We start from the raw sequence: 13,697 nt of genomic DNA, 5'->3' as shown, positions 1-13,697 counted from the left end.
TGCTCTGACCCGGGGCGGCGGCCCCGCCCGACATCATCGATCACGACGGGCCGGGGCGATACCCGGCGTCCGGATAACCGGGGGCGGGGAAGTGAACCGGCCGTCTACGCTCCGTCGGTGACCACCCCGCCGGACGACCCGATCAGCGATGCCCTCGACCGCGCCGACGCCGGTCTCCTGGCCCGGCGCCTCGACGCCCGCACCTGCCCACCGGACCTGCTCGGCCGACTGGTCCGGCACCCCGTCCCCCGCCTCCGGCACCTGGGCCTGACGCTCCTCGCCGAGCGCACGGACACCCCGAACGCCCCGGACGCCGACGACGGTCAGCTCGCGCTGGTGGCACACCTGTTGCCGGACACGGTGGGGTCGTCGCCCGAGGAGTCCCTCCTGCTCGCCGGACTCCACGCCCGGCTCGGTCCGCGGAAGCCGCGCCCCCGGCTGCCCGACTGGCGGGCGGCCGTGCTGCCCGCCCGGGTACGGATCGCCTGGCTGCGGACCGAACTCGTCGGCGACCCGGCGGTCCTGCACACGGAGCCGGCGGGCGAACCCCTCTACCGGGCCGTCCGCGAGAGCGCCGCCGCCGACGCGCACCGCCCCGACCGTCTGGTGGCCGAACTCATCGGCACCGGGGACCCGGTCCTCCAGGCCGAGGCGCTGCGACTGGCCCGCGAAGGACTGCACGCCGGACTGCTGGCACCGGCGTTCGTACACGACCGGCTGGTCCGCCTCCTCGACGCGCCGGACCACGACATCGTGACCGGTGCGCTGCGCGAACTCGCCGAGCCCTGGGCAGCGGTGACTCCGCTGTCCCCGTCGTTGCTGACCCGGTCGGCGGGTGCGCGGGGTGGTGGGGGTGGGGCGCTCGCGGCGGCCGTTCTCGTCGCCGCGGCCCGGCACGGGCACCACGCGGTGCTGTGGAACACGGCCGAGGACCCGGCCGGCGCTCCTGCCCTGCGCCGGCAGGCCGTGGAGCTCCTGGGTGAGCGGGCGGAGCGCACCGACGTCGGACGCCTGGTGGCCCTGGCCGCCACGGACCCCCTCCTGCTCGCCGGGCCGGTGCTGACCTGTCTGCGCGGACTGCACCGGCGCGGCCACTTCCCGGCGGACCGGGACGCCGGGCCCGTCCTCGGTCTGGCCCTGACCGACCACACGGTCCCGGCCGAGGACGTCGCCACGGTCCTCTACACGTGCCGTCGCCCGCTGTTCGACGCCCTCGTCGACGCCCCGCCCGCTGCCCCGGACTGGCCGCGCCGGCTGGAGCTGCTGGTCGCCCTGGAGCGGCAGGGGGTCACCGACGTCCCCATCGGCGAGACCATCGCCCGGCTGCTCCCGGCCGCCCGGAACCCGCGCCCGTTCCTCGCCGCGATCCGCGCCCTGCGCCCTCCGAACGCCGAGGACGCGGTACTCGCCCTGCTGCCCTCGGCCCCGTCGGCCGCACTCGACGCCCTGGAGGCCATCGGCGGAGACCGTACGCGATCGGCACTGGCCCGAGCGTTCGGCATCGACGCTCCGACGGACGCCCCGGGCTCGGCGCCGGACGGCCCACCCGAAGCGCCGGACAGCCCACCCCAGGCATCGGGCGGCCCGTCCCCGGCGTCGGGCGGCCGGCCCTCGGGACTCGGCGCCCCGCCCCCGGCACCGGACCGCTCACCCCGCCCCCCGATCGCGCCCGAGCTGCGCCCCGTACGCGACCGGGCGCTGGCGCTCCTGTGGCACCTCACCCGCGTACCCGAACAGCGGCGGGACCTGCTCGGCCGGCTCGACCCCCGGCACCTCCCGCACGCCGTCGAGGCCGACCTCGGCGCCCCCGACGAGCGGGAACTGGCCGTTCTGCGGGCCCGCGTGGACGCGGACGCCCCCGTGGCGGCACTCCGCCGGATCGCCGAGTACGCCGGTACGGGGGCCCTGCCCCTGGTGTCCGACCTGCTCCTGCGCATCGTGCGCGATCTCGCCGCGCCCCGCGATCCTGACGCGGGGCCGCCCCGGCCGCGGCCGCGCACGCCGTATCCCGACCTCGTATCCGCCGGGCGGCCCCGGCCCGACGGCGAACCGGAGCTGCCCGCCGAGGCGTTGGAGGCCGTGCGCGCACTCGGGAGCCGGCTGTGGCGGAGGCGGCGGATCAGGCCCGTCTGTCTGCTCGACGCCCCGGACGACACCGGCGCGGGCCACGCGTTCCTCACCGCGACGGTGCTCGGCCTGCTGGAGCGCCCCGGGCTCACCGGCGGCGAACAGGCGGTGCTGCTCAAGGCGTTGCTCCAGGTCCCCGCGACCGCGGCCACCCGGGCACGGGTGCACCGCCTGCTCCGCAGCCGCGATCCGCACGTGCGCAAGCACGTCATCGCTTTGCTCGCCCACGACGGCTCGGGCGCGGACGCCCGGGCCCTGTCCGCGACGCTCGTTCCGCTGACCTCGGACCCCGACATCCGGACCGTACGGGCGGCCCTGCTGGCCCTGGGCACGGCACGGGCCGACTGGGCGGGCGAGGCGGTCGCCGCCTGCCTCGACCACCCGAACATGAACATCAGGAAGACGGCGGCGGCCACCCTGCTCCACGCGGGAGCGCCCGCCTCCGTCCCGCATCTCCTGCGCGCGCTCGGCCGCGACGACAACCCGGGGCTGCGGACCGCCCTGACCCGGGCACTGGGGGCGGTCGTGGGCGACGCCCGCACCGCGACCCTCCTCGCCGCCGCCGAAGCGGCCGGGGACGAGCGCACGCGCCGCCTTCTGCTGAGCGCTCTCGACGGCGAGGTGACCGCCCGCGCCGTGCTCGCCCTCGACGCGGGCGCCTCGCCGGTCGTCCCCGCCCTGCTGGCGCTCGTCGCGGACGGCGGTGTACGCCTTGCCGACGGCTCCGGCTCCGTGGCGGACCTGGCGGAACCGCTGGCGCGCCACGGTGTGCCGATGCCGCAGGACGCCCCGGGCAGGGCCGCGACCGGGGCCGACCCGGATGTGGCGACTCTGCTGCGGACCGGCTGGGATCCGGACACGGCCCTGCGCATCGCCCGTCGGCCCGCACCCCCGGACACGGCGGACGCCCACGAAATACCGGCGGCGCGGGCCTTGTTGGACCACTGGCTCGGCCTGGCCGCCCGGACCGACGAGGCCGGACTCCGCAGCCGCCTGCTGCGGTGCGCCCTGCGTCTGTGCCCGGGGCCGTGGTCCGCCGACGAGGTGGCCGTGCTCGCCCGGCACGCCGGTACGGTCACCGAAGCGTTCGGCACCGCCGCGGGCGGGGGAGAGGCGGCCGGGTTCGACGGAGAGGCGGGAGAGCTGATCGACGTCCTGCACGCCGTCGCACCCCACCTGCCCGCCGGCCGGCGCCTGCCGGTCGTCGAGGCGCTCCGCGCCCTGCCGCCCGCAGGCCCGGGCGGCTCACCCCGTCCCGAGGCGGCCGCTTGCCCGCTTCCTCTGCTCCGGCGGCTCGGTGCGGTGCTCGTCCGCGCCGATCTCGACCGGGCGCTGACCGCTGCCCACCTGGGCGCCGACCCCTGGCGAGCCGCGCCCGCCGTGCTCGGTGAGGCGTTCGGCGTACCGGGTGAGGGCGTGACCACCGAGGAACCGGCAGCGTGGCAGGACGAGTTGGCAGCAGCGGCACGGACCCCCGAAGCGCTGGCGGAGTTCCGGGGGCGTAACGCGACCGCCGCGGTCGGTGCCCCGCACCCTCCCGGTGCGGAAGGGGTCGGCCGTGTGGTGGAGAGGAGCCCCCGCGCGGCGAACGCGACCGGCCCCACCGCCGAAAGGCCCGCCCACCCGCCCGCCGTGCCCCGCTCCCGGCGCCTGCTCCGCGCGCTCGTCGAGGCGTACCCGGGGGCCGCGTCCGAGGCACGGGCGCACCTCGTCGACTGGATGACCGAGCTTCAGCCGCTCGACGCGCCTGAGTGGACCATCGCCGAGACCAGGGCTGCGAACGCGGCCGCCGGTGCCCCGGCACGTCCGCCGCAAGCGGACGATCTCGACCAGCCCCGGTCGGCCGCCCAGCGGTCCCGGCTGCTGGCCATGCTGGACGCCGAGAGCCAGGAGCGCCGGACCGCCGCCGCGTCGGCCCTGCGCGACTGGCCCGAGCCCGACGTGTCGCGCGCCCTCCTGCGGGCGTATCTGCGCGGCCGGATCGACGTTCTCCCAGGTACCGCCTCCCCGCATCCGGTGCTGGACAGGGAGCTGACCACCCACGGGGTGCTGCCCGAGCGTGCGCTGCGCTGGGTGGACCGGCTGCCCGAGGACGATCTGCCCCCGCTCGTCCCGCTGCTCGTCGCATGGTGGGAGCACGGTCCGCCCGCGGTGCACGAGGCGGCCCGCACCGCGCTGCGCCGTGTTCCCGCCGATGCCCTCGCCCACCTCCTGGCGCCCCGGATCGAGGCGGGCGAACGCGGGCTGCTCGACCTGCTGACCGGCCTGCGCCTGCTGCGGACCCCCCTGCTGACCCGGTCCGAGCGCCTTCTGCGTACCGAAGGCCGCGAGGCCCTGGCCGACGCGCTCGTCCTCCTCGACGGCCCTCTGCGCGCCCCCGGGACCGCACCCGAGGACGCTGCCGCGCTCGTCTCCCTGCGCACCCCGTCGCGGGCCCCGGTGCCCCCGGCGGACCCACCGTCGCTGCCGGGGCTGCTCGACCTCGCCCGTACCGGCCCGCCCGGGCGGACCCGGGAGGTCCTGACCCGCCTCGTCGAGGAGTACGCGCCCGGGGCCCGTCCGGACCCGGAACTGCGCGCACTGATCGAGGAGTTGCTGCGCCACCCGCGTGCCGGGGTGCGGCTGCACGCGCACCGGGTCTCGCGCGCCCTGTTCGACCGGGACACCCACGCCCGGCTCACCGCGCTCCTGCTGGCCGACCCGCTGCCGGACGTGGTGCGTATGGCGGTCCGGACGTTAGGCCGCGCCGCCTGGGCGCCCGTGCTGCCCGACCTGGTCCGGCTCCTCGACCATGCGAAGCCGGCGGTCCGAAGAGCCGCCCGGGACGCGGTCGTCGGCTTCGGCGGTGCGGCGGTTCCGGCCCTGCGCCGGGCCGAGGCGCACGCCCGCCCCGACCGGCGGTCGCTCTACACGGAGGTGCTCACGCAGATCACGGACGAGCAGGCCACGAACGGACGGATCACGGACGGACGGGCGTGAACGGGCAAGGCTTCCCGGTCCGCGCGTCAGCCCTCGCCGCCCCGGGCCGCCGCCGCGGCGACCTGGTGCAGCGTCCGTCCCGTACGGGCGGACCGGGCGTGGTACGGGTCCGGTGAACCGGGCCTGCCGCGCACGGCGAGGCGGTCGTTGGCCTTGATCAGGAGCCAGGCCTCATGGCCGCCGCTGTCCGGCTCGTCGCCCTGCTGGATGCGGGTGAGCGCGAACTCGCCGTGCAGCTTCGACCCGTACAGCCAGAACGTCGCGTGACCCAGCTCCAGGGATTCGGCGAAGGGGACGGAGTCGCCCTGCCCGTCGTGTCCGAGCGGCCGGTAGGTGCCCTGGTCCCAGACGATGACCGTGCCGCTGCCGGACTCGCCCCGGGGGATGACCCCCTCGAACTCGCGGTACTCCAGAGCGTGATCCTCCGTCGGCACGGCGAGCCTGCGGTCGCTGGGGTTCTCCGACGGCCCGCGGGGGACCGCCCAGGACTTGAGTACGCCGTCGACCTCCAGCCGGAAGTCGAAGTGCAGCCGTCGGGCGTCATGGATCTGCACGACGAAGTGGGGCCGCGGTGTGTCGTCGTTCTCCACGTCGTGCTCCCTTCGCCGCCCGGTCCGTATCTCCACTCTGCCGCCGCCCGGGAGGAACCGCACGACGGGGCCGCTGCCTTCAGGTGCATATGCCGATGAAGCATGCCGTTCCTTCTCCGGTCCGGACCAAGTTATTGACGGCTCCTGTGGCACTCCCTTAAATCAAGAATTGAAATATGCGCCCGAGGTGATCGCCCCAACCGTTCACCTCTCGGCGTTGACCTGTCATGCGCATGCCCACCATGTGTGTGTCCCCCCACGCGAAGTGATGTGATGACCGTGCACCCCACGCACTCCACGGCGCGCAGCGTCTCCCGGCGCCGCCGCGTCGCCCTCTACGCGGCCTCGCTGCTCTGCTGCTCCGCCATCCTCACCGCACTCCCCGGCGGAGCGTCCGCCGCACCCGCCGCCGACTCCCCGGCTCCCGGAGCGGGAACCATGGCCGTCGCCTTCGAGGACCAGTTCGACGGGCCGGCCGGTGCCGCCGTCGACGGCGGCAAGTGGCAGACCGAGACCGGCGACAACGTCAACAACCACGAGCGGCAGTACTACACCCCGGGCAACGACAACGCCGCGCTCGACGGCCAGGGCAACCTCGTGATCACCGCCCGGAAGGAGAACCCGGGCAACTACCAGTGCTGGTACGGGGCGTGCGAGTACACCTCGTCCCGGCTCAACACCTCCGGCAAGTTCGCCGCCGCGTACGGCCATGTCGAGGCCCGGATCAAGATCCCGCGCGGCCAGGGCATCTGGCCCGCGTTCTGGATGCTCGGCGACGACTTCGGCAACGTCGGCTGGCCCGACAGCGGCGAGATCGACATCATGGAGAACGTCGGCTTCGAGCCCGGCACGGTCCACGGCACCCTGCACGGCCCCGGCTACTCCGGCTCGGGCGGCATCGGCGCCGCGTACACCCTCCCCGACGGGCAGGCGTTCGCGGACGACTTCCACACCTTCTCCGTGGACTGGGCGCCCGACTCCATCACCTGGTCCGTCGACGGCAACGTCTTCCAGCGGCGCACCCCCGCCGATCTGGGCGGCAACCAGTGGGTGTTCAACAAGCCCTTCTTCCTCATCCTGAACCTCGCGGTCGGCGGCTACTGGCCCGGCGACCCCGACGGCTCCACCCAGTTCCCGCAGCAGATGGTCATCGACTACGTCCGGGTGACGACCTCGTGACGACCGGCGGCTGAGACCGGGAGCTCCGAAGCGTGGACGGCGGCAGAGGTGCTCCTGCCGCCGTCCACCCCGTTCCCCCGCCCCGTCCGACACGAGAAGCGGAATAGCATGATCCCCATGGAACAGCGCACACTCGGCAGGACCGGCCGTGACGTCTCGGTCGTCGGACAGGGCACCTGGCAGCTCGGCGGTGACTGGGGAGAGGTCGCGGAGGGCGACGCGTTCGACGTCCTCGACGCGGCCGTCGCATCCGGCGTCACCTTCTTCGACACCGCGGACGTGTACGGGGACGGCCGCAGCGAACAGCTCATCGGCCGCTACCTCAAGAACCGTCCCGACGCGGACGTCTTCGTCGCCACCAAGATGGGCCGCCGCGCCGACCAGGTGCCGGAGAACTACGTCCTGGACAACTTCCGTGCCTGGAACGACCGTTCCCGGGCCAACCTCGGCACCGACACGCTCGACCTCGTACAGCTGCACTGCCCGCCCAGCAGCGTCTACTCCTCCGACGCCGTCTACGACGCCCTGGACACCCTGGTCGCCGAGCAGCGGATCGCCGCCTACGCGGTGAGCGTCGAGACCTGCGCCGAGGCGCTGACCGCCATCGCCCGCCCCGGAGTGGCGAGTGTGCAGATCATCCTCAACCCGTTCCGCCTCAAGCCGCTCGACGAGGTCCTCCCGGCGGCCGCCGCCGCAGGCGTCGGCATCATCGCCCGGGTCCCGCTCGCCTCCGGTCTGCTCTCCGGCAAGTACACCAAGGACACCGTCTTCGGCCCCGAGGACCACCGGACGTACAACCGCCACGGCGAGGCGTTCGACCAGGGTGAGACGTTCTCCGGCATCGACTACGCCACCGGCGTCGCCGCGGCCGCCGAGTTCGCCGAGCTGGCCCCGGAAGGCGCCACCCCCGCGCAGACCGCGCTGCGCTGGATCATCCAGCAGCCGGGCGTCACCAGTGTGATCCCCGGGGCGCGCTCGGTGGAACAGACCCGCGCCAACGCGGCGGCCGCCGCACTGCCGCCGCTGCCGCAGAGCACGCTCGACGCCGTGCGCGAGCTGTACGACCGGTCGATCCGCGCAGAGGTCCACGACCGCTGGTGACGGCGACGGGCGGGGAGTGACGGGCGAGGGAGCGGGGAGCGGGACTCAGTCGTCCTGCTCGTCCTCCCCGTCCCTGCTCCTGTCCCCGCCCTCGCCCCTGTTCCCGCCCTGCCGCTGATCGTCCTGCTGCCGGTCGCCGTGCTGTTCACCGTCCGGCTGCTGATCGCCCTGCGGCTGAGCGCCGCCGCCGTCCTGCGAGGGGGCCGCGGGGGCCACCGGGGCCGACGACGGGCTCTGGTCCGGCGTACCGGCGGAGCTGGAGTCCGGGGAGAACAGGATCATCCCCAGATACACGGCGGCCAGGAACGTCGCCGTGCCCGCGATGGCGCTGGCCACCCTGGGGCGCCGCCGGATCGCCTCGCGGGTACTGCGACGGCGGGCCGGAGCCGAACGGGCCGGCGCCTGCCGTCTGCGCCCTGTGGGCCCCGGGAGCCGGTACGTCGTCGGGCCGGCCGGTGCGGGCGGGGCCGCGGGGGAGGCCTTCGGGGTTACGGGGGCGGTGGCCCGGTGCGACAGGGGCGCCTGCATCGGGAGGGGCTCCGGCCGGCCGCGCCAGGCGTCGGTGCGGAACCAGTCGGAGACCTGCTGCGCGGTCGGCCGCTCCTCGGGCTGTTTGGCCAGCAGCCCGAGCAGATACGAGTCGAAAGCGGCGGAGATGTCCACACCGCGCTGCCGCAGCGGGACCGGCGGGGTGTCGACATGCTGGTACAGCGTCGCGGTCGCCGTGTCGGAGCGGAACGGGGGCTGCCCGAGCAGCAGTTGGTAGACGACGCAGCCCAGCGAGTACATGTCGGAGGCGGAGTCGGCGGTACGTCCCAGCGCGCGCTCGGGGGCCAGGTAGAGGCTCGTGCCGACGATGTGCCCGGCCGTCGTCAGCGCGGTCGAGGGGTCGTCGACGAACTGGGCGATCCCGAAGTCGCCGATCTTCACCGAACCGTCCGCGTCCAGCATCAGGTTGCCCGGCTTGATGTCGCGGTGGACGATGCCCTGACGGTGCGCGGCGGCAAGACCGGCGGCCGCCTGACCGGCGATCCGGGCGACCATTTCGGGATGGACGCGCTCCTGGGCGGCCAGCAGATCTCCGAGGCTCTGCCCCTCCACCAGCTCCATCACCAGGAAGAACCGGTCCTCCCAGGCCCCGAAGTCGAACACCGCCACCAGGTGCGGGTGGCTCAACCGGGCGGCGGTCTGGGCCTCCAGCCGGAAGCGGGCGGTCGACGAGGCGTCCGCCTGGTCCCCCAGCAGGAGCTTCACGGCCACGGCCCGTCCCAGGACCTCGTCCGTGGCACGCCACACCTCGCCCATGCCACCACGACCGATGGGGGATACCAATCGGTACCGACCAGCTACCAGCACCTGTGCACCTATCTCGAATGGTGGCCCGCTCCGGCTGTCGGCACCCCGGAGCACCCGGTCTCCGGCGGAGTCCTGGGCGGTGTGGTGAACGACATGATCAGGATATCGGTCCGGCGGAGCCCGATTGCCCCGACGGCCCCTTCACCAGGCTCGGCTGACGACCCGCCACACCTACCGGTCCCGCCGCGACACGGCCGCCGCTCGGGACGGGGCGTACGCCAATCGTCGAGCCGTCCACCGGAACGCCTCTCCGGTCAGCCCTGAACGGTCCCGGATCCCGGCCGGTCCCGGTCGCCCGCCGCGCGTCCCACGGACTCCACCAACGGCAGCACCCGGTGCGCCACCCGCTCGCGCAGCGCCACATCGGTCCGGGTCCTGACGACCCCCGGCAGCTGGATCAGCCGCTGGATCACGTCCTCCAGGTGCCCGTTGTCCCGGGCGACGACACGGGTCAGCAGATCGCCGCCGCCCGTCGTCGAGAACGCCTCGATGATCTCGGGCACGGCCGCCAGCGCGTCCCCCACCTCGACCAGATGCCCCTGGGTGACCTCCAGGTGGACGAAGGCGAGCACGGGGTGGCCGAGCGCGGCGGGGGAGAGGACCGGCCCGGTGCCGGTGATCACGCCGTCGCGCTCCAGCCGGTCGAGCCGGGCCTGCAGGGTGCCGCGAGCCACGCCGAGGATGCGCGCGTACTCCCGGACGCTGGTGCGCGGCTGCTCGATCAGCAGGCGCAGGATCCGGGTGTCGAGAGCGTCCACCGCCATGATCCGCAGATCTCCTTCCCAGCCGTCCTGTCCGGCCCCGACTGTACCCAGGGCGAGGGGGCCGGCCCGGCGGTCGCCCGGCCCCTCTGCCCTGTCGCCGCCGGGGAGGCTCTCCGGGGATGAGTACGCGGACTCACTCCCGGATGGTCCGTTGGCATGCTCGTGGCCGACTCGCCACCTCTTTCACTGGTCCATTGGTACAGCATATTCCTCCCGGTTTGATCCATGCGCCCGCTGGATGCTGCAATGGAGGCGTCGATGGCGCTGCGGACTTCCGCGGCGCCTTTTTCATGCGAGTTCTGCGGTGACGCGGAAGGGGCGGAAGCGTGCTGAAGAGGGTGTTCGTGGCGCCGGACCCGGGGCGGGTCCGGCTGCGCTTCGCCTCCCGTGCCGTCATCGGCATCGGCCTCGCGGTCGCGCTGTGCGGGCTCGTCGGGCATTCGCTCGTGGCGGCCATCACCGGCGGCCTGGCTGCTCTGCTCGCCCTCTTCACCGTGACCGACCCGACCGTGCGCGGGCAGGCGGTCACCACCGCCCTGCTCCCCGTCGCCGGTCTGCCCGTCCTCGCCGTCGCGGCGGTCCTGCACGACCAGCCCCTCGCCCGGGACCTGATCTTCCTCGGCGTGATGGGTGCGGGCGTGTACGCCCGGCGGTGGGGGCCGCGCGGGCACGCGCTGGGCGTCTTCGCGTTCATGATGTTCTTCGCCGCCCAGTTCCTGCACACCGTGCCCGGCCAGCTGCCCGAGCTGTACGCCGCCGTGATGCTGTCCCTGTGCGCCTCGTCCACCGTGCGCTTCGGCCTGTGGTGCTACGAGCGACGGCTGCCCCTCCCCGCCCAGCCCGCTCCGCCGGAGGTCCGGGGCCGGCTGCGCATCACCACCCGGCAGGCCGTCCAGGCCGCCCTGGGCGGGGCCTTCGCGCTCGGCATCGGGCAGGTCCTGTCCGACGAGCGGTGGTACTGGGCGGTCGGCGCCACCTGGTGGGTCTTCGTCAACACCACCTCGCGCGGCGAAACGCTCGTCCGCGGATTCCGCCGCGTCCTGGGGACCGTCATCGGCATCGTCTCGGGCTTCGCCGTGGCCATCCCGCTCGACGGCGCTGCCGTCCCGACCGCCCTCGTCGTCGCGATCGGCGTCTTCGGCATCTTCTACACGGCGGCGGTCTCGTACAGCTGGATGATGTTCTTCGTGACGCTGATGGCCGGCATGCTCTACGGTGCGCTGGGCGTCCTGGACGCCGCCCTGCTCTGGCTGCGCGTCGCGGAGACCGCCGTCGGCGCGCTCGGCGCGGTGCTCGCCGTGCTGCTGGTCCTCCCCGTCACCACCCACGCCATCACCGACGCCTGGATCCAGAAGGCGCTGCGGTGCGTCCACGCCTGCACGGCCGAGGCGGCCGACCGGCTCGCCGGGTCGACGCTCGCCGACCCCGCTCCCCGCGTCGCCGAGCTGGAGGTGCTGCTCGGCCGGGTCCGGCTCTCCCTCGCTCCGCTGGTGCACCCCCTGAGCCCGTTGCCGGCCCGTAAGGCGCGCGCCCGCCAGGTGATCGCGCTGCTGGACGACTGCGTACGGGAGGTGCGGGGGCTGGCCTCCATCGCCGCCGACCCGGACGCCTCGCACGACGCGCGGCTGTCGGCCGCGTGCTCCCGGGTGGAGGCGGCCGTCGAGGCACTGACCGCGCCCGAAGGTGTCCGGGGCTTCCACCTGTCCGAGCTGCCCGGCGTCGCCGTGGACCCGGCCCTGGCCCACCTGCACGGTCTGGAGCGGGCGCTCGCCGGACTCGTCAGCCCGCTGAGCCACGCTCCCCGAGCGGCGGCGACGAACGCCTGACGTTCGGAGGTGTGCACGTCCCTGTCCGTTCGACATGGTCCTTTTGCTCGCTTCTGTCCGTCATGGCAGCCTTCCCTGTAAGGGGAGGAGCATGGCGAGAGTTCGTTGCCGCCGTCCTTGACCGGACGGTGGCCCGAGCACGTGGAGATGGACAGCGTGGCAACATCCCTGCAGCACCAGCCTCATCCCGGACACGACCACGCGCACGGCGAAGGCTGTGGGCACGTGGCGGTCCCTCACGATGATCACGTCGACTACGCGCACGACGGTCATCTGCACCGTGAGCACGACGGCCACACGGACGAGTGCGAGGCCGCCGGGCATCACGAGCACGCCGGCCACGACCACGTCCACGGTGAGAGCTGCGGGCATGTGGCGGTCCCGCACGGTGACCACGTGGACTATGCGCACGACGGCCACCGTCATGCGGCCCACGAGGGCCACTGGGACGACCACTGACCCCCTCCCGGGCCGGCTGAAAGGGGCCGGTCGCCCACCCCGCGAGTGAGCGTCCGCCCCGGCATGACGACGTCCTGGATTGGTCTGGACCGCAGAGGCCTGCCTGCTACCGTCGCCCGTGAAGATCGCGGCGACGGTGAAGAGGGGTAGCGCGATGATCGGCAACAGCGCCGGGCGGGCATTCTTGGGGTCGTTCACCTCGGCGGGCGGGCTCGGCATCACCGCCGCCTCCGTGGACCGGGAGACCGGAGCGCTGACCGTGCTCGGGTCCACGGACGCCGTGGCCGACCCCTCCTTCCTCGCGGTCGGCCCCAGGGACGACGGCACGGTGCTGTACGCCGTCGGGGAGAGCGCCCCGGGCGTCGCCGCCGCCTTCGCCGTCGACGAGGACGTACCGACACTCCTGGGGCCCGCACAGGCTGTCGACGGGGACGCGCCCACCCACCTCGCGCTCGCCGCTAACCACCTGGTCACCGCCAACTACACCTCCGGCAGCGTCACCGCCCTGCCGGTCCTCGCCGACGGATCGCTCGGGGCGGCGGCCTCGGTGCTCCGGCACGAGGGCAGCGGCCCCGACACCGGCCGCCAGGAGGCCCCGCACGCCCACCAGGTCCTCGCCGACCCCTCCGGGAACTGGCTGGTCAGCGTGGACCTCGGCACCGACTCCGTACGCGTCTGCGCCCTGGACCCCGCCACGGGTGCCCTGCGGCTGCACGGCGAGACGGCGCTGCGCGCGGGCACCGGCCCGCGCCATCTCGCCTTCCACCCCTCGGGCACCCTCGCCTACGTCCTGGGTGAGCTGGAGCCGGTCCTCACCGTGTGCCGCTGGGACGCGGCGACGGGCCGCCTCGACGTGCTCGGGGAGACCCCGGTGCTGCCCGAGCACGAGACGGCCGACGAGGCGGTGCGCACCTACCCGTCCGAGGTGGTCGTCGCCCGCGACGGGCGCTTCCTGTGGACCGCCAACCGGGGGCACGACAGCATCTCCGTGCTCACCCTCGACGAGAGCGGCGAGAAGGCGGCCCTGGTGGGCACCGTCGGCTGTGGCGGCCGCTGGCCTCGCGACCTCACCCTCGACCCGAGCGGGCAGTGGCTGTACGCGGCCAATGAGCACTCCGGGAACGTCAGCTGGTTCGCCGTGGACGCCGAGACGGGCATTCCGCGCCACGCGGGCTCCGTCGAGGTCCCCGCGGCCTCCTGCGTCGTCTTCGCCTGACCCTCGGCGCCGCCCTCGCCCGGCCACGAGAGCCCGGGAACAGCGCGGCGGGCCCGGACCGGAGGAGAATCCCCGGTCCGGGCCCGCCGCGCTGTCCGGC

9 protein-coding genes are annotated in these 13,697 nt (G+C 74.3%); 6 read left to right on the top strand and 3 right to left on the bottom strand.

Annotation, left to right across the window (positions count from 1 at the left end; genetic code table 11):
• Positions 1–117 precede the first annotated feature (117 nt).
• Positions 118–5,106 (top strand): HEAT repeat domain-containing protein, encoded by a 4,989-nt coding sequence (locus WQO_RS02625; RefSeq protein WP_010062710.1) that lies wholly within the window; start codon positions 118–120, stop codon positions 5,104–5,106.
• A 26-nt stretch (positions 5,107–5,132) separates the two neighbouring features.
• Here the strand turns inward: WQO_RS02625 and WQO_RS02620 are convergent, their stop codons facing one another.
• The gene (locus WQO_RS02620; protein WP_010062711.1) at positions 5,133–5,696 is read right to left on the bottom strand and encodes a DNA polymerase ligase N-terminal domain-containing protein; all 564 of its coding nucleotides are present in this window, start codon (positions 5,694–5,696) and stop codon (positions 5,133–5,135) included.
• 273 nt (positions 5,697–5,969) lie between these two features.
• On the opposite strand from WQO_RS02620, the gene WQO_RS02615 reads away from it, so the two are divergent.
• Positions 5,970–6,875, top strand: coding sequence for a glycoside hydrolase family 16 protein (locus tag WQO_RS02615; protein ID WP_010062713.1), 906 nt, complete (start codon positions 5,970–5,972; stop codon positions 6,873–6,875).
• Positions 6,876–6,983: 108 nt separating this feature from the next.
• Positions 6,984–7,976, top strand: coding sequence for an aldo/keto reductase (locus tag WQO_RS02610; protein WP_079055510.1), 993 nt, complete (start codon positions 6,984–6,986; stop codon positions 7,974–7,976).
• 45 nt (positions 7,977–8,021) lie between these two features.
• Here WQO_RS02610 and WQO_RS02605 read toward each other — a convergent pair whose 3' ends face one another.
• Positions 8,022–9,281: a serine/threonine protein kinase gene (locus WQO_RS02605; RefSeq protein WP_010062715.1), complete on the bottom strand. Its 1,260-nt coding sequence runs from the start codon at positions 9,279–9,281 to the stop codon at positions 8,022–8,024.
• Between the two features lie 305 nt (positions 9,282–9,586).
• A complete protein-coding gene (locus tag WQO_RS02600) occupies positions 9,587–10,096 on the bottom strand; it encodes an Lrp/AsnC family transcriptional regulator (protein ID WP_010062716.1) in 510 nt (169 codons plus the stop codon).
• A 326-nt stretch (positions 10,097–10,422) separates the two neighbouring features.
• On the opposite strand from WQO_RS02600, the gene WQO_RS02595 reads away from it, so the two are divergent.
• From WQO_RS02595 to WQO_RS02585, 3 genes are all read left to right on the top strand, one after another.
• Positions 10,423–11,922, top strand: coding sequence for an FUSC family protein (locus WQO_RS02595; RefSeq protein ID WP_010062717.1), 1,500 nt, complete (start codon positions 10,423–10,425; stop codon positions 11,920–11,922).
• Between the two features lie 147 nt (positions 11,923–12,069).
• A complete protein-coding gene (locus WQO_RS34655) occupies positions 12,070–12,381 on the top strand; it encodes a hypothetical protein (RefSeq protein WP_073825818.1) in 312 nt (103 codons plus the stop codon).
• Positions 12,382–12,535: 154 nt separating this feature from the next.
• The gene (locus WQO_RS02585) at positions 12,536–13,597 is read left to right on the top strand and encodes a lactonase family protein (RefSeq protein WP_010062718.1); all 1,062 of its coding nucleotides are present in this window, start codon (positions 12,536–12,538) and stop codon (positions 13,595–13,597) included.
• Positions 13,598–13,697 lie beyond the last annotated feature (100 nt).

The sequence above is a fragment of the Streptomyces globisporus C-1027 genome, assembly GCF_000261345.2.
GTDB classification, from domain to species: Bacteria; Actinomycetota; Actinomycetes; order Streptomycetales; family Streptomycetaceae; genus Streptomyces; species Streptomyces pakalii.
This window is presented reverse-complemented; position numbering and strand designations above follow the sequence as displayed.